The organism is Cryobacterium flavum (genome assembly GCF_900103805.1).
GTDB classification, from domain to species: domain Bacteria; phylum Actinomycetota; class Actinomycetes; order Actinomycetales; family Microbacteriaceae; genus Cryobacterium; species Cryobacterium flavum.
Genome location: NZ_FNIB01000004.1, coordinates 183,252 through 208,570, shown reverse-complemented (window position 1 = coordinate 208,570; position 25,319 = coordinate 183,252). Strand labels below are relative to the sequence as shown.

Below are 25,319 nucleotides of genomic sequence, written 5' to 3'. Positions count from 1 at the left end.
TGGTGCGGTGGAGTCGGGCACGTCAGGCCTCACTTTCGTCTTGATGGGCCGGATCTGTGCGCGCGGCGATAATGGTTCGGATCGAGTCGACGAGGCGAGCGCGATCATTGGGATCGATGATGCGAAAGAAGCTGTCGACGGCACGGCGGTCGTCGGTGCTGGCGGCCGAGTTCAGTCGCCAGCTCAGACGAACGAGTCCGTCGGTTTCGACGGCACGGTCGATGGCGACCTGGGCGGCGCCGATCGCGTCGATGGCTGCGGCCGAGACGAACACCGGCTGGTTGCCGTCGAGATCCAGCACCACGCCGGTCTCGGACACGGTCAGGGCGGCGCGGGCGCGAAAGCCCAGGCCACGGATGGCGAGGCGCTCGAGCGGTGCGTCGCGGGGCGTGGTCGCCACGTAGTAGGCCTCGGCCCTGGCCAGCTCGACTGCGGCGCTGCCTGGCATCGGGTAGCCGGCACTGAGCCCGGCGTCTCGCCGGCTGCGCTTTCGCCAGCTGCGCCACATGAGCACGAGGACGCCGAGCAGGACGAGCGCTGTGATGATGGCGGGGATGGACCTATCCATGAGTGAGTACTCCGCTCGCGTGACCGGCTATCTCGAGGCTGCTGCGCACTGCACCATCGAGCACCGTGGCGTAGCCCCGGTGGAACGTTGCGCGCACCTCGCCCGGCAGGGTCATTGACAGGTACGGGGAGTTTGTACTCGTGCCGGCGAGGTCGGCGCGGCCGAACACTCGGGTGGCCGCAGCGTCGTACAGGGTCAGTTCGGCCGGCGACCCGACCGCGATCGGGTTGCCCTGACCCGTGACGCGCCCGATGTGAGCGGGCGCACGGGAGAGCACACGTTCGATGTCGACCCAGTCGAGCAGCCCGGTCGCGACGACCGCGGCGTGCACGACCGACAGCGCTGATTCCAGCCCGATCATGCCGTTGGCGGCGGCGTCCCACTCGCAGTCCTTGCTTTCGGCGGGGTGCGGGGCGTGGTCGGTGGCGACGATGTCGATGGTGCCGTCGGCGAGTCCGGCGCGCAGGGCTTCGACGTCTTCGCGGCTGCGCAGCGGAGGGTTCACCTTGAACCGGGCGTCGTAGCCGCGCACGAGATCTTCGGTGAGCAGCAGGTGGTGCGGCGTGACCTCGGCGCTCACGTTGATGCCGCGGGCCTTGGCCCAGCGGATCACGTCGACAGAGCCGGCCGTGGAGACGTGGCAGACGTGCAGGCGTGACCCGACGTGTTCGGCCAGCAGAACGTCGCGGGCGATGATCGACTCTTCGGCGACGGCCGGCCAGCCGACCAGGCCGAGTTCGCCGGAGAGGGCGCCCTCGTTCATCTGGGCTTTTTCGGTGAGGCGCGGTTCCTGCGAGTGCTGGGCGATGACGCCGTCGAACGCCTTCACGTATTCGAGGGCGCGACGCATGAGCAGCGGGTCAGAGACGCAGAAGCCGTCGTCGGAGAACACCCGCACGCGGGCGCGACTGGAGGCCATGGCGCCGAGTTCGGCGAGTTGTTTGCCGGCCAGGCCCACGGTGACGGCGCCGATCGGCTGCACGTCGACGTAGCCGGCGGTTTCGCCGAGGGCGAGCACCTGCTCGACCACCCCGGCGGTGTCCTGTGCCGGCAGGGTGTTGGCCATGGCGAACACGCTCGTGAAGCCGCCGCGGGCGGCAGCGCGGCTGCCGCTCAGCACGGTTTCGCTGTGCTCGTAGCCGGGTTCGCGCAGGTGGGCGTGCAGGTCGACCAGACCGGGCAGCGCGATGAGCCCGTCGGCGTCGATCACGCTCGCGCCGCTCGGGGAGAGGCCGGACCCCAGCTCGACGATGCGTGCACCATCAAGACGGATATCCGTGCCCGTGCCGTCCGGCAGGGTCGCCCCGCGAATCAGCCAGCGCTGTTGCAAACCGTCAATCGACATTCTTTGATTCCTTCCGGTCACCGGATAAGAGCAAGTAGAGTGCGGCCATCCGCACGGAGACACCGTTCGTGACCTGTTCGAGCACGGTGGAATTAGCGGAGTCGGCCGCCGCCGAAGAGATCTCCAAACCACGATTCATCGGGCCCGGGTGCATAACAATGCTAGCCGGACCGAGCCGACCGAATCGCGCGTCGTCGAGGCCCCACACCCGGGAGTACTCGCGGCTGCTTGGGAAGAAGGCCGCGCTCATCCGTTCGGTCTGGATGCGCAGCATCATGACCACGTCGGGGCCGGCATCGATCGCGTCGTCGAGGTCGAAGCTGAACCGGGCCGGCCAGAGCGAGGTGTCGCTCGGCAGGAGGGTGGGCGGGGCCACGAAGGTGACCTCGGCGCCGAGGGTGGTGAGGAGCCACAGGTTGGATCGGGCGACCCGGGAGTGCAGCACGTCGCCGACGATGGTGACAGTCACCCCGTCGAGGCCCTTGCCGCGCGAGGCCGGGCCATGATTGCGGCGGCGAATGGTGAACGCGTCGAGCAGGGCCTGGGTGGGATGCTCGTGGGTGCCGTCGCCGGCGTTGATGATGCCAGCGTCGATCCAGCCGCTCGCGGCGAGTACCGCCGGGCCACCGGAGGCCGGGTGGCGGATGACGACTCCGTCGGCACCGATCGCGGCGAGGGTCTGCGCGGTGTCCTTCAGGCTTTCACCCTTCGACACGCTCGATCCCTTGGCGCTGAAGTTGATCACGTCGGCGCTCAGGCGCTTTGCGGCGGCTTCAAAGGAGATGCGGGTGCGGGTGGAGTCCTCGAAGAACAGGTTGACGACGGTCTTGCCACGCAGAGTCGGGAGTTTCTTGACCTCCCGCTGGGCGACATCCGCCATGTCTTCGGCAATGTCGAGCAGGTTGATCGCTTCGTCCCGGGAAAGGTCCTTGGTAGACAGCAGGTGCCTCATCGGTTGCTCCCGCCGTCGATCGAGACGAACTCGTCGCCGTCGATCTCTTCGAGGTGCACGTTGATGCGCTCGTCGGTGGCCGTCGGCAGGTTGCGACCCACGAAGTCGGCCCGAATCGGCAGCTCGCGGTGGCCACGATCGACGAGAACCGCCAGACGCACGATGGTGGGGCGGCCGTGATCACCGAGCGCGTCGAGGGCGCTGCGGATGGTGCGGCCCGAGTACAGCACATCGTCGACGAGGACGACGGTGGCACCGTTGATGCTGCCGGGCACTTCGGTTCGGGACGGCGTGCGGGTGCGGCCGTGGGCGAGGTCGTCGCGGTAGAGCGTGACATCAAGCGATCCGACTCGCACGGCCGTTGCCGCGGGTTCGATGCTCTGGATGATCTCGGCAATGCGGCGAGCGAGAATGACCCCGCGTGTCGGGATACCGAGGATGATGAGGTTTTCCGGGCCCCGATTGGACTCCAGAATCTCGTGGGAAATTCGAGTCAACGCGCGGATGATGTCAGCCTGAGTGAGCACAATGTGCGCCAAATGCCGACCTCCTTCCCCGTCTCACAGGACGGATCATTAAAGGATGTCTGAATAGGTTCAGCTTAGTCGTTGGCACGCCCCTGTGGGCGCACCAACGACTTCCGGTGCACCGCGCTAGAAGGCAGCGGCGACGAAGGCCTGGAATTCGGCCAGGTCGGTGTTGCTGCCGGTGTAGTGCACGCCGTCGACGAGCACGGTGGGCGTGCCGGCAACCGACGGAATGTCGGCTCCATCGATCTTGGTCAGCGCGGCCTCGGTGTTCTGCTGGGACCAGCCCTCGTAATCCCCGGATTCGAGGCAGTCAGCGATGCTGATCGAGCCTGGCGCGAGGTCGGCGAGTTGGCTATTGCTGAGCCCGGCGGTCTGTTCGGAGGGCTGGTTCGCGAACAGAGCCGACAGAAAGGCGAGGGTCTCGTCGGGGTTCAGAGTGGCCTGGCAGGTCAGTGCCGCTGAGGCGCGGCTGGAGTAGTTCGTGCCCTGTGACCGCGAGTCGAGAAAGGTGAGTGAGTGCACTCGAAGCGTGATGTCGCCGCTCGCCACTCCAGCAGCGAGAAGTTCCCCGTTGGTCTGCTCGAACTGGGCACAGAACGGGCACATGGGGTCGACGTACTCGTCGATGATGACCGCGCCGGTGCCGAATTCGAGATAGCCAGCGTCGAAGTTTGCGGCGCCGAGCTGACCGGTCGGCAGCGGCGCGGGCGACTCGGGAGCCGCCGACGACGTGGGCGAGCCCCCATCGAAGGAGCTGGAATTGGAGTCAATGGCGACCAGGAACGCCCCGATAGCGGAGGCAAAGACGATCAACAACACCAGCAGAACGCTTGTCACGGCGACCATGAAGTATCCGATGATGAGACCGGCCAGGGCGAAGCCACGGCCCAGCTCGCCCCGTGCGCGAATCTGCCCGAGCGCAATGTGTCCCGTGATGATGGCCACAAGGCCGATGAAGAACGACGACACGAACGACACGATGGCCAGGGTGTTGGTCTTCGGTGCACTCACGAACGGCGGGGGCACGAACGGCCCGGCTGGCACGCCCGTCGGCGGCACGGGTTGATACGGATTCGTCGGATTCGGCTGATCGCGGGGAGCGTCTGTTCCGGTGTTATCCATGTGCGTGTCCTTCGCTGGCTTCAAGTCGAACCCGGCAGGAGCCGAGTCTGTTGGGTCGTCAGGCCGACGGTGCGGTTTGGGCGATCTTGCCGAGCAGTCCGTTCACAAAGCCGGCCGAGTCATCCGTTGAGAGAATCTTGGCGGCTTCGACGGCTTCATCGATGGCGACGGCGTGCGGTACGGCATCGTTGTAGAGAATCTCCCAGATGCCGATGCGCAGAATGGCGCGATCGATGTTGGGCATGCGCGCAAGCGACCAGCCTTGCGAGTAGGTCTCGATCAGTTCGTCGATCTCTTCCCGGTGGTCGACGACGCCGTCGACGAGCTCACGGGCGTAGAGCCACGAGGTCAGTCGAGCCGGCTCGCTCGCTGCGCGCTCAGCCTCCGTTGCCAGCGACTCCGGAATGCTGATCTGACGCACATCGGCCGCGTACAGAATGTCGATGGCCCGCTTGCGAGCCTTGGTACGTGCGCTCATTCGTTGACGCGACCAAGGTAGTCGCCGGTGCGGGTGTCGACCTTGACTTTGGTGCCCTGTTCGAGGAACAGCGGAACCTGAATCTGGTAGCCGGTCTCGACGGTGGCGGGCTTGGTGCCGCCGGTCGAGCGGTCGCCCTGCAGGCCCGGCTCGGTGTAGGTGATTTCCAGGGTGACGGATGCTGGCAGCTCGACATACAGCGGGTTGCCGTTGTGCAGCGCCACGGTCACCGCCTGGTTTTCGAGCATGAAGTTGCTCGCATCGCCGACAACAGCGGCGGACACGGTGATCTGGTCGTAGTCGGCGACGTCCATGAAAACGTAGGCGTCGCCATCGTTGTAAAGGTACTGAAAGTCGCGACGATCGACGTTTTCGGTCTCGATCTTGGCGCCGGCGTTGAAGGTACGGTCAACGGTTTTACCGGAGACGACGTTCTTCATCTTGGTGCGAACGAAGGCGCCACCCTTGCCCGGCTTGACGTGCTGAAACTCGACGACGGCCCAAAGCTGGCCATCCATGTTGAGTACGACGCCGTTTCTGATATCAGCGGTAGAAGCCATGGGAGGGGTGTTCCGTTCAATTGATAAGGTGCGCGGGTGCAAATGGCACCTTGTCGAGTCTACGTGCCCTAGCCTCAGGCTCCAAAGGCAATCCGGTGCCGGAGCGTCACGGTGCGGTGACGAAGTCCAGTGCCAGCCGGTAGGAGTCGAAGCCGAGACCGGCGATGACACCGGTCGCAATGGCGCTCACGACGCTCGTGTGGCGAAACGTCTCGCGAGCGTGCGGGTTGGAGATGTGCACCTCGATCAGCAGCAGGCCCGCCTTGGTAACCAGGGACGCAGCATCCCGCAGCGCATAGCTGTAGTGCGTGAACGCTGCCGGATTCAGGATCACCGGCATCCGCTCGTCGACGGCTTCGTACAGCCAGTGAATGAGTTCGGCCTCGTCGTCGGTCTGCCGCAGATCGATGCTCACGCCTTCGCGAGCGGATGCGACGAGCAGCTCGCGCAGGTCGTCCAGGTTCGCCGACCCGTAGACATCGGGCTCGCGACTGCCGAGGCGCCCGAGGTTCGGACCGTTCAGAACCAGCACTGTACTCATTCACTCAGCCTAGGCCGTGGTACCCGTGCCAGCGGGCCGCCCTCAGGGAGCAAGAATTGCGATGCCGTCATCGTGTGCCACGAACAGGCCGGAGATGCGCATGAGCTTGCCGAAGGACTCGGTCAGTTCCATCGCCCAGGCCTGGTCGGGAGCGGTGAGGGCCGCCGATCCCGGCCGTTCCAGCGTCACGATCAGGCTGCCTCCCGGAGCGTCCCGTGCCACGATCTCGTTGATCCGCACGGCGAATGGGCGAACGGAACCCGGTTCCGGACGTACCGGAATTCCGTCGATCGGAATCAGCAGCGAGAGCTGCTGCCCGTGGACGTCGAGCACCATGAGCCAGATCTGCGGCTGGATCGCGTGGCCGATCAGATCGAAAACCCGGGCTCTGGCCTGCTCCAGGGTGAACACGGGCGGGGAGTCTTCAATTTTCATTGACAGTGTCATGGGTCCAGAATGAATTACAGTTGCCGGGGCGAAAGGTTATCCCCAGAAAATTGCTGAACTCACTGGGCTGTGAATATCTTCCGGCGACGGTGTCAGCAGGGGCTCGACTCCCGCCGCAGGTCAGTACGCCTCGAGCCGGTGAGCGGCCCACACCACCGTGTCCGTGAGGTTCTCACCTCAGGGACAGGCGCCGCACATGGACGTACCTGTGCCGGCGGTCAGATTCGGCCGAGAAGTTCGGCGCGTTTTTGCTTCGTATTCTGCTTCGGAGAGGAGCCCCTCATCGCCAAGCTTGGCCAATCGCTGAATCTGCTCGACCGTATCGGGCGATAAAGGCATCGGGCGAGGATCGGTCTTTCGCGCGAGCCACAGGACTAGGGGTCTGCGTAGTAACGGAACGAAAACGTCCGCTAAGGATTGTGAAGGGTGTGCGGGGCGCCGTGGGCACGCCGTAACAGCTCGCCGCCGTCCTGATCCGGCGCAAGCTCTGATCAGTGCGAGGGCGCTCGTCGAGCCCACCTCGCCCGGTCGATCTCGGTCGTGTTTGTGGCACTGACCTAGGGTGGACGCATGGACGCCGACATTAACTTCTACTTCGACCCGGTCTGCCCCTTCGCCTGGATGACCAGCAAATGGGTGCGCCAGGTGCAGGCGCAGCGCGACTACACCGTGGACTGGCGGTTCATCTCGTTGCGCCTGATCAACGCCAAGGTCGACTACGACGCGCACTTCCCTCCCGAGTACGAAGCTGGCCACACCGCCGGACTCCGGCTCCTGCGGGTAGCCGCCCGGGCTCGAGCGGAGCACGGCCGCGAGGCGATGGCACCGCTGTACGCCGCCTTCGGGACCCACATCTTCGACACCGCCCCCAGCCCGGCCAACCACCAGGCCGAGGTCGACCTGCGTGAGCTCCGCGGGACGCGTGAGTTCGCGGAACCGATCCTCGCCGAGGCGGGCCTGCCACTCGAGCTGGCGGACGCTCTCGACGACGAATCATGGGACGGGGAGATTCAGCAGGAGACGGACGAGGCACTCTCGCTGACGGGAAAAGACGCGGGCACGCCCATCATCCACTTCGAGCCGCCCGCCGGTGTGGCCTTCTTCGGGCCGGTGATCAGCCGACTGCCACACGAGGACTCGGCGGTCGAGTTGTGGGACCACGTAGTCGCTCTGGCCCGCTTCCCGGGTTTTGCCGAACTTAAACGGAGCCTACGCGAACGGCCACAGCTAGCCGTGTTCGGAATCGACGCAGACACAGTCGGAAAACAAGAAGACTGGCACGGCGGCAGCCGGCGGCAGAAGTGACCCCCGTCGTTAGGGTAAACGCATGAGTGAGACAAGCACCCTCAGCCACCAAGAATCCATCCTCGTCGACGCATCGGCTACGTTTCTCTACGACCTTCTCTCCGACATCACCCGCACCGGCGAGTGGAGTCCGGTCTGTAAGTCGTGCTGGTGGGACGACGAGGCCGAGGCTGGTCGGGTTGGTGCCTGGTTTACCGGGCGCAACGAGCTCCCGCAGCGGACCTGGCAGACCCGGTCCGAGGTGGTGACGGCAGAGCGCGGTCGCGAGTTCGCCTGGGTGGTGGGCGGCAGCTTCGTGCGCTGGGGCTTCAGCTTCGCCGCTGCGGAGACCGGGACGAGGCTCACCGAGTCTTGGGAGTTCCTGCCGGACGGGATCGCCATGTTCGAGGAGAAGTTCGGCGACGAGGCGAACGCTCAGATCGCCGACCGCACCCAGCAGGCCCTCGATGGCATCCCCAAAACTCTCGCCGCGATCAAGCGGATCGTCGAGGTCTCCACCGATGCAGAAGACCAGGCCCAGTCGTGACTGGGCCGCTCGTCCTTATTCCTTCATGCTGTCTGTGCTTCCACCACGTGCGATGCTGACCCAGCACCCGTTCTAGATGACGGCGTTGGTCAGGACGGCGCCACGAGATAATCACCCTGTCTAGTGTGGATGTATGAGTCATTCGATAGTGCCGACGACCACGTATCTTCAGAAGCTTCAGGCCGACACTGCGCGGAGGATGCAGACCTCTGTGGCGGTGCCGTCGCGGTTCGCCGGGGCCCCGGAAGAACTGGTACGGGTCGTCGAAGCCCACGCCGAGGCGCTTGCCGAGGATCTGAGAGACGTCGTTCACAGTCTGCACGCCGACCCGGAGACCGCCTTTCAGGAGCATCGAAGCGCCGCCTATTTGGTGGAGCTGCTCGGTCGCCACGGGATAGCCGCACAGCTCGGCGTGAACGGGGTTGATACCGCAATTCGCGCCGAGATCGGGTCGGGCGACGGCCCGGCCATCGCGATTCTCAGCGAGTACGATGCTTTGCCTGACGTCGGGCACGGCTGCGGCCACAATGTGATCGCCGCGGCCGGAGTCGGTGCTTTCCTCGCGCTGTCGAACACACTCGCTGAGAATCCCGACGCATTCACGGGCCGGGTGGTATTGCTCGGCACCCCAGCTGAGGAAGGCTTCTCCGGCAAGGAGGTCATGGCCAGGCACGGTGCCTTCGACGGCCTCGACGCCGCGATCATGGTGCACCCCTACGGCTACGACCTCGCCGACCAGGTGTGGCTCGGCCGGCGGGTGCTCACCGTGACGTTTACGGGCGTCGCGGCGCACGCATCCGCTCAACCTTTTATGGGACGCAACGCCCTCGACGCGGCAACCCTGGCGTATCAGGCCGTTGGCCTGCTGCGTCAGCAGCTGCCGCCGGTGGACCGCGTGCACGCCGTGATCAGCGAGGGGGGAACTCGGCCGAGCATAATTCCTGAGCGGGCGGTGCTCGAGCTCTACGCCCGCTCTAAATTCGCCGAGACCCTCAAGGACCTCAGCGAACGGTTGAACGGCATCGCCCGAGGCGCGGCCTTGATGACCGGAACCAGCGTCGAGGTCGACTGGGACGAACACGCCCCCACCCTGCCGGTGCGAACAAACGACGCGCTCACCGAACGGTGGGTCGCCGCCCAACAGCGCCGCGGCCGCCAGCCGCTGCCGCTCGGCGTGGTGTCGGAAACCATCGCAGCGTCGACCGACTTCGGCAATGTCAGCCATCGCATCCCCGGTATCCACCCACTGATCAAGATCGCGGCACCAGACGTTGCCCTGCACACCCGAGAATTCGCGGCGGCCTCAGCAACGGATGCCGCCGAGGTCGGTGCCCTTGACGGAGCCTGCGGGCTCGCGCTCACCGCCCTCGATTTTCTCTGCGACGCCGAGCTGCGCCAGAGCGTGGCCGAGGAGTTCGCGGAGCAGGGCGGCGCGATCGACGTGCCGCACTTCTTCGACTGATTCCTCATTCACCGATCGACCCGAAGCAAGGTAGGCCCCATGTCTTCACAACCGTCCCTAACCCGGCGTAGCGCCCTAATCGATCGTTTTCTCGGCGGAATCGAACGCGTCGGCAACAAACTGCCAGACCCGTTCATGCTCTTCCTCCTGCTCTTTGGCATCACGGCGGTCGCGTCGACCGCGATGGCGTGGGCGAATGTCACGGTGCAACTGCCCGGAACCGACGAAGTCACGGTGGTCAAGGGCTTCTTCACTGCGGAGGGGCTCACCTGGTTCACCCAGAATATCGGGGTCAACTACCTGGGCTTCCCGCCGCTCGCGACGGTGCTGCCCATCCTGCTCGCGGTCGGTGTGGCCGAGAAGTCGGGCCTGCTCGCGGCGCTGATCCGCAAGACCTTCGGATCGGCGCCGCGCTGGTCACTGCCCTATGCCGTGGCGTTCGTGGGGGTCGTTGGATCGATCATGTCTGATGCGGCCTTCGTGGTCATCCCCCCGCTGGCCGCCCTGGTATTCAAGGCAGCCGGGCGGCACCCGGTGGCTGGGCTGCTCGGCGGGTTCGCCGCCGTGGGCGCTGGCTATTCGACCTCGCTGTTCGTGACGAGCCTCGACGCGCTGTTCGCCGGAATCACCACGTCTGTCACGCAGAACCTGCCCAACGCCGGTTCCGCCGTTACCCCGGTGTCGAACTATTTCTTCAATGTGGTTTCCTCGCTCGTGCTCATCGCCGTCGCCGGCTTCATTATCGACAAGATCCTGGAACCGCGTCTGGGTCGGCAGGGGATTGCGCGCCAGGAGATCGTCGACGACGACGACGCCGTGTTGGTTCCCGCCGCGATGAACGCCCGGCTCACGGACGCCGAGAACCGTGGCCTGTTCTGGTCGTTCGTGGCTGGTGCCGTGGTCGCTGCGGTGATTCTGGTCGGCGTGCTCCTGCCGGAATCTCCGTGGCGCAACGAAGACGGCGAGTTTCTGCCGCGCTCGCCCCTGCTGAGTTCGATCGTGTTCATCGTCTTCGCCATGTTTGTGATTCCGGGTCTGGTATACGGCAAGATCACCGGTACCATCGCCAGGGGCAGTGACGTGCCCCGCGTGATGGGGCAAGCTATCAAGGACATGAGCGGATTCCTCGTGCTCGCGTTCATCCTCGGCCAGTTCATTGCCCTGTTCAATTTTTCCGGAATCGGGAGTTGGCTCGCCGTGACGGGGGCCAGCGGCCTTGAGTCCATCGGTCTCACCGGATTTCCGGCCGTGGTCAGCTTCGTGCTGCTCGCCTCGCTACTGAACCTCTTCATCATTTCAGGCTCGGCGATGTGGACGCTGATGGCCGCCGTTTTCGTTCCGCTGTTCGTGCTCCTTGGCTACGAACCCGCGTTTATCCAGGGCGCCTTCCGGGTGGGAGATTCGGCCACCCAGGTGCTGACACCGCTCAACCCGTACATGATCGTGCTACTCACGATGCTGCGCAAGTACGAGCCGCGGGCGGGGCTCGGCACTATGATCGCCCGCATGCTGCCCTTCGCGGTTACGTTCTGGCTCGCCTGGGTGGGGGTGCTGAGTGTGTTCTACTTCTTCGACCTGCCGATGGGTCCCGGCAACGGGATCCTCATTCCCTAATGGAAGTCGCCGTTAGGCCGCGCGGAATAGTGCGCGACATCACCCTCTTATCTCCAGTGCAACCGAAAGGATTTTCATGACTTCCAGCCTGCCCACGATCTATGCCCTGCACGAGAACCCCGAGTGGTTTCCACCGTTCGCCCGGGCGTTTGAAGCAGAGGGTATGGAGGTAAAGGAATGGCTGCTCACCGACGGGGTTCTCGACCTGGATTCGGTGCCGCCGGAGGGAATCTTCTGGTCGCGCATCAGCGCATCCGCTCACACCCGCGACCACGGAATGTCGAAAGACTACGCGCGCGCCGTACTGGCCTGGCTCGAGGCCCACGGCCGCCGCACGGTGAATGGCCGGCGCGTGCTCGAGCTTGAGATGAGTAAGGTCGAGCAGTTGGTCGCGCTCAAGGCCGCCGGAATTGACACCCCGCGCACCGTAGCGGCGGTGGGCCGTGAGCAAATTCTCGCCGCGGCGCAGGGCTTTGCCGCCCCGTTCATGACCAAGCACAATCAAGGCGGCAAGGGCTTGGGGGTGCGCAAGTTCGACAGCCAGGACGAGCTCGCCGAGTATGTTGCCTCCGACGAGTTCGAGGAGCCGCAGGACGGCATCACACTCATTCAGGAATACATCCAGGCCAAGGAACCCTTCATCACCCGGGTCGAGATCGTCGGCGGCGAGTTCATCTACGCGGTCAAGGCTGATACCGCGCGGGGCGGCTTCCAGCTCTGCCCAGCGGATGCCTGCGCCATCGACCCGATCACGCGCGAGTTGATCATGCCTCCCGGCGCCACCATCGCACCCGTAGCCGGTCAGCAACTCTTCAGTGTGCGCGATGACTTCGACCACTCAATCATCGACAAATACCTCGAGTTTGCGCGGCGGAACGGGTTGGAAGTCTGCGGTATCGAGTTCATCGAGGCCGAAGACGGTCGAGTGCTCACTTACGACGTGAATACCAACACGAACTACAACGCGCTCGTCGAGGCCGAGGCCCCTCGTTCGGCTCCACGAGCCCTGGCACGGTACCTCAAAAAGCTCGCAGCCTAAAATACCTGGCGCCGGCCCCGGGACCAGCTCACGAAACGGATAAACCTGTACGTTGGCCCAAGGCGGTTCACGTGGTGGTTGGAACTACCGATATAACGGTGGTATCAACCAGGATGGTTTCATCCAACTCTGCCAGCGCGACCTCATTTCAGACTGCTTGATACATGGCCTGCTCCCTGCATGTTGTGTGTGGGGCTGACCCGCAACAGCACCAAGTGCAGGCGGCTTACCCGGCGCGGTTCTATAACCGGGAACACACCCACAGCGCGCACCCGAGGACGTGAACATGACCTCGGGTGCGCGCCGTAGTGCTCAGTCAGATGTCGCTGGCAGTCTCAAACACTGAGACCTGCGGGGCGCTGGCTAGCAATGAGCCCAGTTCGGTCGCACCCGCGCCCCCGCGCCACTGACGATAGGCCGCGTCAGCGTCGGCCGACGCCCACCGCTCCAGCAAAATCATGTGGGCGGGATCGTCGCAATCAAGCAACACGTCAACACCCAGACACCCCTTAAATGCTCGGGTCCCAGTAAGGATGTCTCGCAGCATGGCCGGCGCAGCGAGAACGGCTTCCGATTTCAGGCGAAGGTCAAGAAGAACTGTCAGGGCCATGAAAACTCCAATTCATATAAAAGTGAAAGGTCGGACGTGGTGCTTAGAAGTTGAGGATCTGGTAGCCCTCGACCACGAGAGAACGGATACTTGCTTCGCCCTTGTATTCAGCCAACAGCGGCCACCCGCCAGCGTCGACAGCGTCGGTAACCCCGTGGGATGCGACGCAGAATGCACAGGCGCCCCGGATGTTGTCGTGCAGGGCGACGGCGAGGGGATTCATCTTGTGCTTGGGGTCTGAGATGGCGGCGAGGGATTCAACGCCCGACCCGTCAAAAACGACGACGACGTCATCACCGGCGTCCTTAAATTCTAGGGCAGTCTTGAGACCGCGATAGACGCGTGAACTGTCGGAGCCGATGGGCTCATAAATGACGACGGCGATCTTGGAATCAGACATAAATATTTACCTCCTAGTTAGACCGATCTGGCTACTACTGAGTATACCGATCAGTCTGGTAATATCAAGGCATGCATTCGTCGACCATCACCCCGATAGTAAGCGCCAAGGCGCGCCTACTCGCGTCGGCAGGCCACCTATTCCACGAACACGGCATCAATGCAACGGGAATCGATCTCGTTGTGCGTAACGCGGGCGTCGCCAAAGCCAGTCTCTATAACAACTTCGCCAACAAAGAAGCTCTTGTCGTGGCCTACCTGGAACAGGAACTAGACGGCTGGATTGGAAACGCTCACGCTCTGGACAATCCGCTTTCGCCACGCCGGGAGCGGATCTCAGCACTATTTGAGGCCCTCGCCCGCTCAGTTGAATTGAACACGTTCCACGGCTGCCCATTCACCAACGCCGTGATTGAACTACCGGAATGCGCGGCAGTACGCACAGTCGCCAAACGCTACCGCGCCGTCGTTCGCACACACCTGGCCAACCTCATCGGTGCAGACACTACGTCCACAGCAGTATCCCGACTGGTCTTGCTCTACGACGCCGCCATCACAGCAGCGAAAGTCGGACGCGACGCTGCTCTCGTCCGCGAAGCGAGCACCATGGCACAAGAACTCGTCGACGCTCACAACCCGGATGACTCGCAACAAAGCCGATAAAGACGGTGTCTACGGGCGGCGAGACCGCCCCATTTTGACTGCGCTCGACAAGCTCGACGAACCACCCAGCCTGACAACACTTCACACCCTCATCCAAGAACGTCTGCCTCGCATAGATCTGCCCGAACTACTCCTCGACGTCGCCGGCTGATCCAGTTTCCTCACCGAATTTACCCACAGCTCTGAAGGCGAGCACGTGCCGATGATCTTGATGTGAGCATCTGCGCCGTTCTGCTCGCTGAGGCGTTGACCGCGGTGAACGCGGTGAACGTGTCGCTTCGGATGTAGTTCTGATCTGCCCAGGACAATCGGGCGCGGTTCAGTGCCGCAACGCTTGGCCGGGTAACGGGCTCGAGACGATGTTGCACGCCCGGTTCGTGGACGCACAAAGCCGGGTACCGCTTGCCAAGGCTCGGGGTACTGGGGACGTTGCCTCAGCCGACGGGCTCCGGTTTGTCGTCCCCGTCCGAACCCTCAACGCCGGGTCCAACCCTCGATATTTCGGCGCCGGCAGAGGAATCACCTCCTCAACTTCGTCTCCGAACAATTTGCCGGCTTCCACGCCATCGTCGTCCCCGGTACGCCCCGCGACAGGCTCTACGTCCTCGACGGTCTCCTCGAGCAGCAAACAACGCTCCAACCCACCGAGTTGATGACCGACACTGCCGGCTACTCCGACCAAGAGTTCGGCCTCTTCCGTCTCCTCGGATACCAATTCAGCCCGCTCCTTGCCGACATCGGTTCGGCCCGCTTCTGGCGCACCGACCGAACTGCGAACTACGGTCCCTTGAATGGCCCTGCCCGAAATCAGATCAACACCGACCTGATCACCACCCACTGGGATGATCTGCTGCGTGTCGCGGGAAGCCTGGCCACAGGCACAGTGCAAGCGTCAGAGCTTCTTCGTGTCTTGCAAGGAGGCGGCCGGCCAACCCCGCTGGGCCGTGCCTGGCGCGAGTACCAACGGACCAGACCCGCGTTGTCGGCATCGACCACGATTATCTGACCACCACCGTCGTGGGCTGTCGATGATGCTCCGGAGCGCCTCGCGCAGAAGCTGGGCTCCCCACTTACCGGTTACATCCCCGCGAAGGGACTGGTCCATGGCCTGCTGGGCGAGCAGCCACGCGGGCGCCCAACGCAGAACACCTCGCTGAAACGGCCTGGGCAGGTCAGACCGCACGACCATGGTGGGACAGATCGCGTAGTAGCGGACGACGCGCTCACCGATGCCAGCGCGCATCCGTTCCAGCAGCAGATAGACCATGCTGGAACCTGATTCGACGGCCGTGCGGGCATGCTCGCTCAGCCACTGGTTGTAAGCCGGCTCGCCGCAATCGAATGTTGTCAGGTCGAACTCGGCGGCCAGTTTAGTGACGCGGTATCTCCGGTCGGTCACCGAACGATTAACCGCGGAAGTTCGGCTAATATTTTGCCTCCTCGTGCAACTGTTCGGCTTTTGTACGGTTTTACGAAGACTTTGGTGACTACATCGGGCAGCAGAAGCTCTACGAATGATGAGAGGATGCCCCGCACTCTGGCCGATCGCCGGGACGGTACCCCTAGACTGAAATTCCTACGGTGGCCGCGGCCTCGTCGCCCGACCAATGCTGATCGGAAGGAACGCTGATGGGACACGGCTTGAAGAGTACGTCGTCGGTTCCCTCCGGCCCCGCGCGGGAAAGCCTGGTCGCCCTGGAACGGGCCCACGAATCTGCCGTCACAGACCGGGTCTTCCGGACCGGCGTTCGCAAGCTCGTGCAGGATTCCTGGCAACGTTCGCTCTCGCTCAGCCTCGACCCCGGCAGCGTGGCACCCGAGCGGGCACTGACCGACGTCGAACTACGGGACCTCCGCAACCAGCATCCGCTTGCCGCGGTGTTGCCGGTCGTGCACAACCTGCTCATTCGCCACGCCCTCGACGCCGAGTTGCTGGTGGCGATCGGCGATGAGTCCGGCCGACTGCTCTGGATCGACGGGGACCGGGTGCTGCGCCGCCAGGTCGAGGAAATGCTGTTCGTCGAGGGGGCCGACTGGTCGGAGCAACGGGTCGGAACCAGCGCCCCCGGCACCGCCCTCGCCCTCGACCGGGGCATTCAGATTCGGCGGGCCGAACACTTCAACGCCCTCGCCCACCCGTGGAGTTGCACCGCCGTGCCCATTCACGACCCGGACACCGGCAAGATCCTGGGCGTGATCGACATCACGGGCGGCGACCAGGCGGTCGCGCCGCAGACACTCCCCCTCGTCGAGGCGGCCGTCGCCGCCATGGAGGCGGAACTACGCATCCAGCGCCTCGACGGCCACCGCACGATTGCGTCCGACCGAACGGATGCGCGCGCGCCCCGCCGCTCCAGCATCGCCCTGCTCCCGGCCCCGGGCCGCAACCTGATGCCCGTGGGGTTCGGCGTGCTCGGCAGCGACTACGGCCACCTCGAGAGCGGCGGAATGGCCATCGATGTCAGCCCGCGGCACGCCGAAATTCTCACCCTGCTCGCCTGGCACCGCGAAGGACTCTCCGCCGACCGACTGGCTTTTCTGCTCAGCGACCAGACCGGCAGCGGCCAGAACAACAGCGTCGATACCCTGCGCGCCGAGATGGTGCGGGTACGCAAGGTCTTGGAGCAGGTCAGCCCGCCGGTCGTCATCGGATCTCGTCCCTACCGGATGCAGTTCCCGGTGGAGCTGGACGCCCAACGGGTGCTGGCATTCCTGGAACGCGGCGCCCACCGGGTGGCCCTCGCCGCCTACCGCGGACCGGTTCTGCCCAACTCGCTCTCCCCCGGGATCATCGACATTCGCACCGAGGTCAGCGCCCGCCTGCGTGAGGCGATGCTGACCGATGCCTCGGTCGACCTGCTCCTCGAATATGCCCGGTCAGAGGAAGCCACCTACGACTCCGAGGTCTGGCGTGCCTGCCTGGAGCTGCTGCCGGCCCGCTCCCCCAAACGCGCCACGGTCGTCGCCCGGTTGAAGCGCATCGACGACGAGTTGGGCGCCCTGCGCAATACTTCGCAACGGTAACGCAACGCGCTCGCTTTTAGCGTTGAAGGCACGAGTCGCGGTCCGTCACTCTGACGTGTTCACGCGGCCTCATCTGACACGGTCGTCGCACAGCAGTCGACGATGCAGTCGCCAGAGCTATCGCCCAAGGAGTCACATGACCATTTACGCAGCGCCCGGAACACCCGGAAGCCACGTCACCTTCAAGCCACGCTACGAGAACTGGATCGCTCGTGTCGTACTACGAGAACGCGCTGGGCTTCTTCTAGAGCGGATGCCGGGCATCCGCTGGTCGCTTCATCGCGCGTTTGCGTGTGGCCGCGACCGTCGAAGCCTCGCAACCTTTTGCAACGTTGGCACTCCTACTCTGGAAACACCGCAGAACGCGGACCGACATCGTCGTCGAAATAGGAGTGACATGACCGTCTATTCAGTCCCAGGAACACCCGGCTCCAAAGTTACTTTCAAGTCTCGGTACGAGAACTGGATCGGCGGCGAATGGGTCGCCCCGGTCAAGGGTCAGTACTTTGAGGACATCACCCCCGTCACCGGCAAGCCGTTCGCCGAAGTCGCTCGCGGCACCGCTGAAGACATCGAACTGGCCCTCGACGCCGCCCACAAGGCCGCACCGGCCTGGGGCAAGACCAGCCCCACCGAGCGCGCTGCCGTGCTCAACAAGATCGCCGACCTGATCGACGCCAACACCGAAATGCTCGCCGTCGCGGAGACCTGGGACAACGGCAAGGCCGTCCGCGAGACGATCAACGCCGATATTCCCCTCGCCGCCGACCACTTCCGCTACTTCGCCTCGGCGATCCGCGCCCAGGACGGCGACCACGCCCAGCTCGACGGCGACACCGTCTCGTACCAGTTCCACGAGCCGCTCGGCGTCGTCGGCCAGATAATCCCGTGGAACTTCCCCATTCTGATGGCCGTCTGGAAGCTCGCCCCGGCCCTCGCCGCCGGCAACGCGATCGTGCTGAAGCCCGCCGAGCAGACCCCGGTCTCGATCCTGGTGCTGATGGAGCTCATCGGCGATATCCTCCCCCCTGGGGTGGTCAACGTCGTCAACGGCTTCGGCCTCGAAGCGGGCAAGCCGCTCGCCTCGAGCAACCGCATCCGCAAGATCGCCTTCACCGGTGAGACCACGACCGGCCGCCTCATTTTGCAGTACGCGTCGGCCAACATCATCCCCTCGACCGTTGAGTTAGGCGGCAAGAGCCCGAATATCTTCTTCAGCGACGTAGCACAGGAGAAGGACGCCTTCTACGACAAGGCGCAGGAAGGCTTCGTGCTCTTCGCCTTCAATCAGGGCGAGGTCTGCACGGCCCCGAGCCGCGCGCTGTTGCAGAAGCCGATCTACGACAGCTTCCTCGGCGACGCCGTCACCCGGGCCAAGAAGATCATCCAGGGCAACCCGCTCGACACCGACACCCAAATGGGCGCGCAGGCCAGCAACGACCAGCTCGAGAAGATCCTCTCCTACATCGACATCGGCACCAAGGAGGGTGCCAAGCTCGCCCTCGGCGGCGAACGTGCCGACCTCGGCGGCGACCTCACCGACGGCTACTACGTGCAGCCGACCATCTTCGAGGGCCACAACAAGATGCGTCTGTTCCAGGAGGAGATCTTCGGACCGGTGCTCGCCGTGACGAGCTTCACCGACTACGACGACGCCATCTCGATCGCCAACGACACCATCTATGGTCTCGGCGCCGGTGTCTGGTCGCGCAACGGCAACGTCGCGTACCGGGCGGGTCGCGACATCCAGGCCGGCCGTGTCTGGGTGAACAACTATCACGCCTACCCGGCTGGCGCCGCGTTCGGCGGTTACAAGAGCTCGGGAATCGGCCGCGAGAACAACAAGCTCGCGCTCGGGCACTACCAGCAGACCAAGAATCTGCTGGTGTCCTACTCAGAGAACAAGCTCGGCTTCTTCTAAACCGCACCTCGGTACCAGCGGATGAGTTCACTGTAGGTCTGGCCCGGGGGCTGCCAACGACGTAACGTCGTAGGCAGCCCCTTTTTCATCGTTTCTTCTGTAGAAAGGTCCGTCAATGTCGACACCTACGATAACCGCGTCGGTCACGATCGCCGGCGAAACCGTCCCCCGCGTCGAGCTCACCCCGGTCGCGGTCGATCTGCTCCGCAGCCTGTGGGAGGAGCACGGTCCGCTCATGTTCCACCAGTCCGGCGGATGCTGCGACGGCAGTTCGCCCATGCTGTTCATGGCCGGGGAGTTCATCACCAGCGACCAGGACGTACGCCTCGGCCAGTTCGACCTGGCCCCGGCCGGTGGGCCCGCTCAGCCGCTCGACTTCTGGATGTCGGCCGAGCAGTTCAACTATTGGAGCCACACCTTCCTCACCGTCGACGTCGTGCCGGGCCGTGGCAGCGGGTTCAGTGCCGAGGCTCCGCGCGGCGTGCGCTTTCTCATCCGCTCCAAGCTGATGACCACGATGACCCCATTCGCCGCTCCGGCTGACTCCGCCGAGACGGTCGAAGCGGATGCCGCAGTCCCGCTCGCCCCGGCCCGCAGTCCCGCCTGACGCGGTATCTACTGACCTATGGCCTGGTACGCGCTGAACAGCAGCGACGCGTCGGGGCCCTCGAGAATGGTGGGCTTGCCCACGTCGTCGAGCACGACAAAGCGCAGCATGCCGCTGCGGGTCTTCTTGTCGCGCTGCATCGTGGCGAGCAGGGTGGGCCAGCGGCCCACCGGGTAGCCGGTCGGCAGGGTCAGAGATTCGAGGATGTTGCGGTGCCGGTCGACGATCTCGACCGAGAGACGGCCACTCAGAGCGGCGAGCTCGGCCGCGAACATCATGCCGACCGCGACGGCAGCACCGTGGCGCCAGCCGTACCGTTCGGCGTGCTCGACCGCGTGCCCGAGAGTGTGCCCGTAGTTGAGGATCTCGCGCAGGCCGGCCTCCTTGAAGTCCTCCCCCACGATTCGTGCCTTCATGGCGATCGACAGTTCGATCAGGCGGCGAAATTCGGGGGTGGTCGGGTCGGTGGCGCGGTCGACATCCGCTTCGATGATGTCGAGAATCTCGGGAACCTGAATGAACCCGGCCTTCACGATCTCGGCGAAGCCGGCGAGGATCTCATTCTTCGGCAGGGCATCGAGCAGGTCGAGGTCGCAGAGCACGGCGGCGGGCGCATAGAAGGTGCCGACGAGGTTCTTGCCCTCGGCGGTGTTGATGCCGTTCTTGCCGCCGACGGCCGCGTCGACCATCCCGAGCACGCTCGTGGGAATCTGAACGAGTTTCACGCCGCGCAGCCAGGTGGCCGCGACGAACCCGGCGAGGTCAGTGACGGCGCCGCCGCCGAGGCCGATTACGGCATCGGTGCGGCTGAAGTCGGATTGGCCCATGACGCCCCAGCAGAACGCGGCGACCTCGACCCGCTTGGCGGCCTCGGCGTCGGGAATCTCAGCGAGCAGCACTTCGGAATAGGTCTCGAGCAGGTTGTCGCGCAGGGCGACAGCCCGGGCTCCGACGGTGGAGGTGTGCACGATGAGAACCTTGTTGACGCCGCTGCCCAGCTGATCGGCGACGGTAGTGACGAGGCCACGCCCCACACTGACCGGATAGCTGTCAACGCCGGTTACGGTGATCACTGTGGTGCGGCTCTGTTCGGTCATCATTGAAATCTCACTCATCATTTCTTTCTTGTACCCAATTCACGATTTCGTCGGCAATGCCGCTGATCGGTCGGTTGGAGGTGTCCAGGTGAATCGTCGCGAGGGCCTCATAGGTGGGGCGGCGCAGGTTGTAGATGCGTTCCCAGTCGGCGATACCACCGGTCAGGAGCGGCCTTTTGCTACCGCCGAGACGTGCCTGCACGGCAGCACGGGTAACGCTCAGGTAGACGACAATCGCGTCGTCGAGATCCGCCTGGGTGTCGACGTTCAGCACTGCTCCCCCGCCGAGCGACACGATGGCCGGCTCGCCGAGCGCCCAGTCCACAGCTTCACGCTCGATGATGCGAAAATACTCTTCGCCCTCGCGAGCGAAAATCTCCGGAATCGGACCGTAGCTCTCCACGATGCGTTTATCGGTGTCGATGAAGGGTACGTTCAGGCCGCGGGCAACCCGGCGACCGATCTTGGTTTTTCCGGCGGCCATCGGCCCGATGAAAACGATCGGCAGCAACGAGTTGCGCTGGGTCAGCATCGAAACAGCCGAAGAGTCGTCACAGCGTTGCGTCGCTCGACGCGCCCGTGCGCAGGTTGGCCGGAATGTTGGCCAGGTAGGACTCGAGGTTGCGCCGGGTCTCGCCGATCGAGTCACCGCCGAACTTCTCCAGAACCGAGTTCGCGAGCACGAGCGCCACCATGGCCTCGGCGACAATGCCGGCTGCCGGGACCGCACAGACGTCGGAGCGTTGATGATGAGCCGGTGCCGGTTCGCCCGTGGCGACGTCGACCGTTCGCAGTGCCCGGGGAATCGTGGCGATCGGCTTCATGCCGGCGCGAACGCGCAGCACCGTGCCGGTGCTCATGCCGCCCTCTGTGCCACCAGCCTTGTCGCTAACGCGCTGAATGGCACCATCCGCCTGCACGAGTTCGTCGTGGGCGGCCGAGCCGCGGCGGCGGGTGGTTTCGAAGCCGTCGCCGACCTCGACGCCCTTGATCGCCTGAATGCCCATGAGGGCAGCGGCGAGCTGGGAATCCAAGCGTCGGTCCCAGTGCACGAAGGAGCCGAGGCCGGGGGGAAGGTTGTAGGCGAGCACCTCGACCACGCCGCCGAGGGTGTCGCCGTCCTGATGCGCGGCATCCACTTCAGCCACCATCAAAGCGGATGTCGCGGCGTCGAAACAGCGCAGCGGGTCGGCGTCGAGGGCATCGACGTCGCCCGGCTGCGGCAGCGGCGTGCCGTCGGGCACCCGCACCGGGCCGATGGCGATGGTATGGCTGACCAGCTGGATTCCTAGCTCGTTCAAGAACGACCGCGCGACGGCGCCGAGCGCCACCCGAGCGGCGGTCTCGCGGGCGCTCGCGCGCTCCAGCACCGGGCGGGCTTCATCGAAGCCGTACTTCTGCATGCCGGCCAGGTCAGCATGTCCGGGCCGGGGTCGGGTCAGGGGCGCGCCGCGGCCGCGGGCGAGCGTGGCCGGATCTACCGGTGCAGAGCTCATCACATCGACCCATTTGGGCCATTCCGAGTTGCCGATGCGCAGCGCGACCGGTCCGCCGAGGGTGACGCCGTGGCGCACGCCACCCGAGAGGGTGAGCTCGTCCTCTTCAAATTTCATGCGGGCGCCGCGGCCGTAGCCGAGCTTGCGGCGCGCCAGATCGAGACGGATCGAATCAAGGGTGACCGGGATTCCAGCGGGCAAACCCTCGACAATGGCGATGAGTTCGGGGCCGTGAGATTCTCCGGCAGTGAGCCAACGAAGCATGCTTCCTATCTTTCCACAGCAAGGTGGGGGCCGGCGTCGCTGGGACCAGGGTCGCGGGTCAGCGCGCCGCGCATGGCCGCCAGCACTGCCGGCTCGTCGGGTAACGGTTCAAACGGGTCGGCGGTGACGAACACCCGTACCTGGATGAGGGCCTGGTGCAGAAGCATCCCGAGCCCGTTCAGCACCGTGCCCCCAGCGGCCTGCCAGGACGAGGCGACTCCGCTCGGCCACGGTGAATAGGCGACGTCGAACAAGACGGCCCGTTCACGCAGTTCGAGCGGCAGTGGCGTCGGGAGCACGGTCCCCCCGGGCAGGGTGCTGATCACGACGTCGCTGTCGACCCGGGTGACGCCGCCGAAATCCTGCAGGTCAACAACCACGCCAAGTGTCCGGCCGAGCTCGATCAGCGGCTGCGCCTTGACCGCATCCCGCATGAGGACCGTGACGAATTCAGCGCCGAGTTCGGCTGCCGCCATCAGAGCGGATGCCGCTGTCGCGCCGGCTCCGAGCAGGGTCACGTGCGCCGCGTGGGTGACTCCACTCTCGGCAAGGGCACGCACCAGCCCCGCAACGTCCGTGTTGTAGCCACTCAGCGTGCCGCGTCCCTCGACCCGGCGCAGCAGCACGGTGTTGACCGATCCGGTCAGCTGGGCCACCCGATCGCAGTCGTCGATGAACGGCAGAACCTCCTGCTTGAGCGGCATAGTCAGTGACAGACCGCGCCATTCCGGCCCGACTTTGCTCAGGAACATGGCCAGGGAGCCGGCCTTCACCTCGACCGCATCGTAAGACCAATCGAGGCCCAACTGACGGTAGGCGGCCCGGTGCAGCAGCGGCGAACGGGAATGCTTGATCGGCGAGCCAAGCACCGCGAGGCGGTTCGAGCTGAGGCTATCCATATTCGGGGTGCTCCCTCATCCAGTTCTGCCAAACGACGACCGCGGCGTCGTGTTCTGCCACGGTGGTGGAGAACACCGTCTCGCCGGTATCGAGGTTGACGGTCACGAAGAACAACCAGGGACCGTCAACCGGGTGCAGGGCGGCGTCAATGGCGAGGTCGCCCGGGTTCGAGATGGGGCCGACGACCATGCCGGGATGCACGTACGTGTTGTAGAGATTGCCGGCATCCGCGCGTTCGGCGTTGGTCGTGGTGACGAGATGGGTGTTTCCGGTGCCGTAGGCGACGGTCGCGTCGGACTGCAGCAGGCCGCTTTCCCACTGGGTCGGGTCCAGCCGGTTGAGGAAGACCCGCGACACCTTGTAGTAGTCGTCGCGCAGGCCCGCCTCTCGCTGAATGAGTGAGGCGAACACGATGGTCGACCAACGGTCTGCGACCGCGACCCCAGCTGTGTCGAGGGCCTCGAACTGCCGGTTCACCATCGCCTGAAGGGCCACCTGTGCGGTGTCGCCCGGCGAGAACGTGTACGTGGCGGGAAAGAGGAATCCTTCGAGGGTGGTTGCCTCGGGGGGGAGCCCGAACGAGGCGACGTTCGCTGCTGCGGCTTGCAGATCGGCGAGGGGAATATCGGTTCCCTCGGAGATCGACTGCAAGACGTCGACGGTTGCGGTGCCCTCGGGCACCACCACGGTCTCGCTCAGCCTCGTGCCGTCGTCGAGCAGGGCGTCGAGGGCCGTGCTCGCCACCATTTTCGTTTTCAGCTGGTAGGCGCCGGGCTGGAAGACGGGTTCGGGTTTGGTCTGCAGCAGAATCGCGTAGAACGCGTCGAAGCTTTTCACCACGCCCTGGTCGACGAGGGTATTGGTAATCTCCGAGCCGCCGTCACCGTCGTGGATCATCACGATAATGTCCTTACCGGTGGCGGCTTCCTCGGCGGTAAAATCGGCGGGCCCCTGCGTGGCCGCGATGATTTGCGAGATGGGCCCCTGGAGAAAGAGGTACGCTCCGACCACGAGGGCTGCCAGCACAACGAAGACGATCAGGCAGCCCCAGGCACCCTTATGGCTGCGCTTTTCTCGCGGCGGTTCGTCAGCGAGCAGCGAACGACGCTTGGCACGATCGCGGCCGGAATCATTGCTCTCGTTCGCCGTCAGGAAGTCGGTGGCGGCGCCCGCGGGCACAACTGCTTCGCGGGAAAGTCGCGAGAGTAGCGGTGCCTCCGGGGCGACGGCGGCACGGGGCGGTACGGCCTGGATCTCGCCAGCGGCCGCCTGTTCGGTTGCTGGCTGCTGCGCGGCTGCCTGCTCCGCCGCGGCCTGTTGCGCGCGCAACTGACGGCGGCTCGGTAGCGGCTCTTCCGGGGTGGAACTCGGCACGGTTACGGCCTCTCGGTCGGTTCGACGGGCGACCCTGGCGGCCGCCCCGAGGCACGCTCACTGTCGAGCGCGTGTTGCAGAATGATAGTCGCGGCCACCTGATCAATCACTGGCCTTTGTGTTTTGGCTGAGCGACCGGATGCCCGCAGCGCCGACTGTGCTGACACGGTAGAGAGTCGCTCGTCGACCAGGCGCACCGGCACCTTGAAGGTTCGGGCGAGCCGGTCGGCGAAATCGATCGCGTCGTCGGTTGAAGCGGTCACGTTTCCCGACAGGGCCAGCGGCAGGCCCACGATGACCTCGACGGCGTCAAACTCCTGCACTACGGCGCGAATGCGCGCGAGATCGGTCAGGCCGGCCTGGTCGCGGGCAACGGTTTCGACCGGTGTGGCGAGCATGCCGTGGTTATCACTGCGGGCCAGCCCGATCCGCACCTTCCCGACGTCGACGCCGACCCGAACTCCGGAGCGCATCG

Annotated in this window: 27 protein-coding genes and 2 pseudogenes; 11 read left to right on the top strand and 18 right to left on the bottom strand. The window is 64.8% G+C overall.

Annotation, left to right across the window (positions count from 1 at the left end):
* Positions 1–22: 22 nt before the first annotated feature.
* From BLS91_RS07255 to BLS91_RS07215, 9 genes are all read right to left on the bottom strand, one after another.
* The gene (locus tag BLS91_RS07255) at positions 23–568 is read right to left on the bottom strand and encodes a PH-like domain-containing protein (protein ID WP_092340064.1); all 546 of its coding nucleotides are present in this window, start codon (positions 566–568) and stop codon (positions 23–25) included.
* On the bottom strand, positions 561–1,913 hold the full coding sequence (locus BLS91_RS07250; RefSeq protein WP_092340063.1) for a dihydroorotase: 1,353 nt from the start codon (positions 1,911–1,913) through the stop codon (positions 561–563). Before BLS91_RS07250 ends, BLS91_RS07255 begins: the two co-directional genes overlap by 8 nt.
* Positions 1,903–2,865: an aspartate carbamoyltransferase catalytic subunit gene (locus BLS91_RS07245; RefSeq protein WP_092340062.1), complete on the bottom strand. Its 963-nt coding sequence runs from the start codon at positions 2,863–2,865 to the stop codon at positions 1,903–1,905. The genes BLS91_RS07250 and BLS91_RS07245 overlap by 11 nt, the downstream gene beginning before the upstream one ends.
* The gene (pyrR, locus tag BLS91_RS07240; protein WP_092340061.1) at positions 2,862–3,404 is read right to left on the bottom strand and encodes a bifunctional pyr operon transcriptional regulator/uracil phosphoribosyltransferase PyrR; all 543 of its coding nucleotides are present in this window, start codon (positions 3,402–3,404) and stop codon (positions 2,862–2,864) included. The genes BLS91_RS07245 and pyrR overlap by 4 nt, the downstream gene beginning before the upstream one ends.
* 114 nt (positions 3,405–3,518) lie before the next feature.
* Positions 3,519–4,517, bottom strand: coding sequence for a thioredoxin domain-containing protein (locus BLS91_RS07235; RefSeq protein ID WP_092340060.1), 999 nt, complete (start codon positions 4,515–4,517; stop codon positions 3,519–3,521).
* A 58-nt stretch (positions 4,518–4,575) separates the two neighbouring features.
* A complete protein-coding gene (gene nusB, locus BLS91_RS07230) occupies positions 4,576–4,995 on the bottom strand; it encodes a transcription antitermination factor NusB (RefSeq protein ID WP_092340059.1) in 420 nt (139 codons plus the stop codon).
* Positions 4,992–5,555 carry an elongation factor P gene (gene efp, locus BLS91_RS07225; RefSeq protein WP_092107753.1) on the bottom strand — a complete coding sequence of 188 codons (564 nt, stop codon included), beginning with the start codon at positions 5,553–5,555 and terminating at the stop codon, positions 4,992–4,994. Before efp ends, nusB begins: the two co-directional genes overlap by 4 nt.
* A gap of 106 nt (positions 5,556–5,661) precedes the next feature.
* Positions 5,662–6,096, bottom strand: coding sequence for a type II 3-dehydroquinate dehydratase (locus BLS91_RS07220; RefSeq protein ID WP_092340058.1), 435 nt, complete (start codon positions 6,094–6,096; stop codon positions 5,662–5,664).
* Positions 6,097–6,138: 42 nt separating this feature from the next.
* The gene (locus BLS91_RS07215) at positions 6,139–6,543 is read right to left on the bottom strand and encodes a hypothetical protein (protein ID WP_092340057.1); all 405 of its coding nucleotides are present in this window, start codon (positions 6,541–6,543) and stop codon (positions 6,139–6,141) included.
* 570 nt (positions 6,544–7,113) lie between these two features.
* On the opposite strand from BLS91_RS07215, the gene BLS91_RS07210 reads away from it, so the two are divergent.
* From BLS91_RS07210 to BLS91_RS07190, 5 genes are all read left to right on the top strand, one after another.
* Positions 7,114–7,848, top strand: a complete 735-nt coding sequence (locus BLS91_RS07210) for a mycothiol-dependent nitroreductase Rv2466c family protein (RefSeq protein ID WP_092340056.1) — start codon at positions 7,114–7,116, stop codon at positions 7,846–7,848.
* Positions 7,849–7,870: 22 nt separating this feature from the next.
* On the top strand, positions 7,871–8,374 hold the full coding sequence (locus BLS91_RS07205) for an SRPBCC family protein (RefSeq protein ID WP_092340055.1): 504 nt from the start codon (positions 7,871–7,873) through the stop codon (positions 8,372–8,374).
* Positions 8,375–8,573: 199 nt separating this feature from the next.
* Positions 8,574–9,836 (top strand): M20 family metallopeptidase, encoded by a 1,263-nt coding sequence (locus BLS91_RS07200; protein WP_233206226.1) that lies wholly within the window; start codon positions 8,574–8,576, stop codon positions 9,834–9,836.
* Between the two features lie 39 nt (positions 9,837–9,875).
* On the top strand, positions 9,876–11,450 hold the full coding sequence (locus BLS91_RS07195) for an AbgT family transporter (protein WP_092340053.1): 1,575 nt from the start codon (positions 9,876–9,878) through the stop codon (positions 11,448–11,450).
* 76 nt (positions 11,451–11,526) lie between these two features.
* Complete coding sequence (locus BLS91_RS07190) at positions 11,527–12,489, top strand: ATP-grasp domain-containing protein (protein WP_092340052.1); 963 nt, start codon at positions 11,527–11,529, stop codon at positions 12,487–12,489.
* Positions 12,490–12,805: 316 nt separating this feature from the next.
* On the opposite strand, the gene BLS91_RS07185 is transcribed toward BLS91_RS07190, so the two are convergent.
* Positions 12,806–13,099 carry a putative quinol monooxygenase gene (locus BLS91_RS07185; RefSeq protein ID WP_092340051.1) on the bottom strand — a complete coding sequence of 98 codons (294 nt, stop codon included), beginning with the start codon at positions 13,097–13,099 and terminating at the stop codon, positions 12,806–12,808.
* Between the two features lie 43 nt (positions 13,100–13,142).
* The gene (locus BLS91_RS07180; RefSeq protein ID WP_092340050.1) at positions 13,143–13,499 is read right to left on the bottom strand and encodes a DsrE family protein; all 357 of its coding nucleotides are present in this window, start codon (positions 13,497–13,499) and stop codon (positions 13,143–13,145) included.
* Positions 13,500–13,570: 71 nt separating this feature from the next.
* Between BLS91_RS07180 and BLS91_RS07175 the strand changes: the two genes are divergently transcribed.
* The 3 genes and pseudogenes from BLS91_RS07175 to BLS91_RS21150 all read left to right on the top strand — a co-directional run bounded on the left by BLS91_RS07175 (position 13,571) and on the right by BLS91_RS21150 (position 15,167).
* Positions 13,571–14,161, top strand: a complete 591-nt coding sequence (locus BLS91_RS07175) for a TetR/AcrR family transcriptional regulator (protein ID WP_092340049.1) — start codon at positions 13,571–13,573, stop codon at positions 14,159–14,161.
* Positions 14,139–14,312, top strand: coding sequence for a hypothetical protein (locus BLS91_RS19910; RefSeq protein ID WP_158252799.1), 174 nt, complete (start codon positions 14,139–14,141; stop codon positions 14,310–14,312). Before BLS91_RS07175 ends, BLS91_RS19910 begins: the two co-directional genes overlap by 23 nt.
* A gap of 208 nt (positions 14,313–14,520) precedes the next feature.
* Positions 14,521–15,167: pseudogene (locus BLS91_RS21150) on the top strand (Tn3 family transposase).
* Here the strand turns inward: BLS91_RS21150 and BLS91_RS19575 are convergent.
* Positions 15,054–15,560 carry a hypothetical protein gene (locus tag BLS91_RS19575; protein WP_134505309.1) on the bottom strand — a complete coding sequence of 169 codons (507 nt, stop codon included), beginning with the start codon at positions 15,558–15,560 and terminating at the stop codon, positions 15,054–15,056. The pseudogene BLS91_RS21150 and the gene BLS91_RS19575 sit on opposite strands and share 114 nt — an antisense overlap.
* A gap of 230 nt (positions 15,561–15,790) precedes the next feature.
* On the opposite strand from BLS91_RS19575, the gene BLS91_RS07160 reads away from it, so the two are divergent.
* The 3 genes and pseudogenes from BLS91_RS07160 to BLS91_RS07150 all read left to right on the top strand — a co-directional run.
* A complete protein-coding gene (locus tag BLS91_RS07160; protein WP_092340046.1) occupies positions 15,791–17,185 on the top strand; it encodes a GAF domain-containing protein in 1,395 nt (464 codons plus the stop codon).
* A 397-nt stretch (positions 17,186–17,582) separates the two neighbouring features.
* Complete coding sequence (gene exaC, locus BLS91_RS07155) at positions 17,583–19,106, top strand: acetaldehyde dehydrogenase ExaC (protein ID WP_092340045.1); 1,524 nt, start codon at positions 17,583–17,585, stop codon at positions 19,104–19,106.
* A 115-nt stretch (positions 19,107–19,221) separates the two neighbouring features.
* Positions 19,222–19,617, top strand: a pseudogene (locus BLS91_RS07150) (DUF779 domain-containing protein); the annotation flags it as partial.
* A gap of 104 nt (positions 19,618–19,721) precedes the next feature.
* Here the strand turns inward: BLS91_RS07150 and aroB are convergent.
* The 6 genes from aroB to ruvX are packed head-to-tail and all read right to left on the bottom strand — an operon-like array spanning position 19,722 to position 25,317.
* Positions 19,722–20,828, bottom strand: coding sequence for a 3-dehydroquinate synthase (gene aroB / locus BLS91_RS07145; protein ID WP_420838495.1), 1,107 nt, complete (start codon positions 20,826–20,828; stop codon positions 19,722–19,724).
* On the bottom strand, positions 20,821–21,342 hold the full coding sequence (locus BLS91_RS07140; protein WP_174774983.1) for a shikimate kinase: 522 nt from the start codon (positions 21,340–21,342) through the stop codon (positions 20,821–20,823). Before BLS91_RS07140 ends, aroB begins: the two co-directional genes overlap by 8 nt.
* A 19-nt stretch (positions 21,343–21,361) precedes the next feature.
* Positions 21,362–22,570, bottom strand: a complete 1,209-nt coding sequence (aroC, locus tag BLS91_RS07135; protein WP_092340043.1) for a chorismate synthase — start codon at positions 22,568–22,570, stop codon at positions 21,362–21,364.
* A 5-nt stretch (positions 22,571–22,575) separates the two neighbouring features.
* Entirely contained in the window at positions 22,576–23,469 is an 894-nt protein-coding gene (locus BLS91_RS07130) for a shikimate dehydrogenase (RefSeq protein WP_092340042.1), read from the bottom strand.
* Positions 23,462–24,844 carry an endolytic transglycosylase MltG gene (gene mltG, locus BLS91_RS07125; protein ID WP_241983131.1) on the bottom strand — a complete coding sequence of 461 codons (1,383 nt, stop codon included), beginning with the start codon at positions 24,842–24,844 and terminating at the stop codon, positions 23,462–23,464. The genes BLS91_RS07130 and mltG overlap by 8 nt, the downstream gene beginning before the upstream one ends.
* A 2-nt stretch (positions 24,845–24,846) precedes the next feature.
* A complete protein-coding gene (gene ruvX / locus BLS91_RS07120; protein WP_092340041.1) occupies positions 24,847–25,317 on the bottom strand; it encodes a Holliday junction resolvase RuvX in 471 nt (156 codons plus the stop codon).
* Positions 25,318–25,319 lie beyond the last annotated feature (2 nt).

Bases quoted from the DNA above. Each gene is read 5' to 3' on its own strand.
- BLS91_RS07160 (WP_092340046.1), top strand. From the start codon at position 15,791: ATGGGACACGGCTTGAAGAGTACGTCGTCGGTTCCCTCCGGCCCCGCG.
- BLS91_RS07190 (WP_092340052.1), top strand. From the start codon at position 11,527: ATGACTTCCAGCCTGCCCACGATCTATGCCCTGCACGAGAACCCCGAG.
- BLS91_RS07205 (WP_092340055.1), top strand. From the start codon at position 7,871: ATGAGTGAGACAAGCACCCTCAGCCACCAAGAATCCATCCTCGTCGAC.
- efp (WP_092107753.1), bottom strand. From the start codon at position 5,555: ATGGCTTCTACCGCTGATATCAGAAACGGCGTCGTACTCAACATGGAT.
- nusB (WP_092340059.1), bottom strand. From the start codon at position 4,995: ATGAGCGCACGTACCAAGGCTCGCAAGCGGGCCATCGACATTCTGTAC.
- BLS91_RS07185 (WP_092340051.1), bottom strand. From the start codon at position 13,099: ATGGCCCTGACAGTTCTTCTTGACCTTCGCCTGAAATCGGAAGCCGTT.
- BLS91_RS07130 (WP_092340042.1), bottom strand. From the start codon at position 23,469: ATGGATAGCCTCAGCTCGAACCGCCTCGCGGTGCTTGGCTCGCCGATC.
- ruvX (WP_092340041.1), bottom strand. From the start codon at position 25,317: ATGCGCTCCGGAGTTCGGGTCGGCGTCGACGTCGGGAAGGTGCGGATC.
- BLS91_RS07255 (WP_092340064.1), bottom strand. From the start codon at position 568: ATGGATAGGTCCATCCCCGCCATCATCACAGCGCTCGTCCTGCTCGGC.
- aroB (WP_420838495.1), bottom strand. From the start codon at position 20,828: ATGAGTGAGATTTCAATGATGACCGAACAGAGCCGCACCACAGTGATC.
- BLS91_RS07215 (WP_092340057.1), bottom strand. From the start codon at position 6,543: ATGACACTGTCAATGAAAATTGAAGACTCCCCGCCCGTGTTCACCCTG.
- BLS91_RS07175 (WP_092340049.1), top strand. From the start codon at position 13,571: ATGCATTCGTCGACCATCACCCCGATAGTAAGCGCCAAGGCGCGCCTA.
- BLS91_RS07180 (WP_092340050.1), bottom strand. From the start codon at position 13,499: ATGTCTGATTCCAAGATCGCCGTCGTCATTTATGAGCCCATCGGCTCC.
- aroC (WP_092340043.1), bottom strand. From the start codon at position 22,570: ATGCTTCGTTGGCTCACTGCCGGAGAATCTCACGGCCCCGAACTCATC.
- BLS91_RS19910 (WP_158252799.1), top strand. From the start codon at position 14,139: ATGACTCGCAACAAAGCCGATAAAGACGGTGTCTACGGGCGGCGAGAC.
- BLS91_RS07235 (WP_092340060.1), bottom strand. From the start codon at position 4,517: ATGGATAACACCGGAACAGACGCTCCCCGCGATCAGCCGAATCCGACG.
- BLS91_RS07245 (WP_092340062.1), bottom strand. From the start codon at position 2,865: ATGAGGCACCTGCTGTCTACCAAGGACCTTTCCCGGGACGAAGCGATC.
- exaC (WP_092340045.1), top strand. From the start codon at position 17,583: ATGACCGTCTATTCAGTCCCAGGAACACCCGGCTCCAAAGTTACTTTC.
- BLS91_RS07210 (WP_092340056.1), top strand. From the start codon at position 7,114: ATGGACGCCGACATTAACTTCTACTTCGACCCGGTCTGCCCCTTCGCC.
- BLS91_RS07220 (WP_092340058.1), bottom strand. From the start codon at position 6,096: ATGAGTACAGTGCTGGTTCTGAACGGTCCGAACCTCGGGCGCCTCGGC.
- BLS91_RS07195 (WP_092340053.1), top strand. From the start codon at position 9,876: ATGTCTTCACAACCGTCCCTAACCCGGCGTAGCGCCCTAATCGATCGT.
- BLS91_RS07200 (WP_233206226.1), top strand. From the start codon at position 8,574: ATGCAGACCTCTGTGGCGGTGCCGTCGCGGTTCGCCGGGGCCCCGGAA.
- BLS91_RS07250 (WP_092340063.1), bottom strand. From the start codon at position 1,913: ATGTCGATTGACGGTTTGCAACAGCGCTGGCTGATTCGCGGGGCGACC.
- BLS91_RS07140 (WP_174774983.1), bottom strand. From the start codon at position 21,342: ATGCTGACCCAGCGCAACTCGTTGCTGCCGATCGTTTTCATCGGGCCG.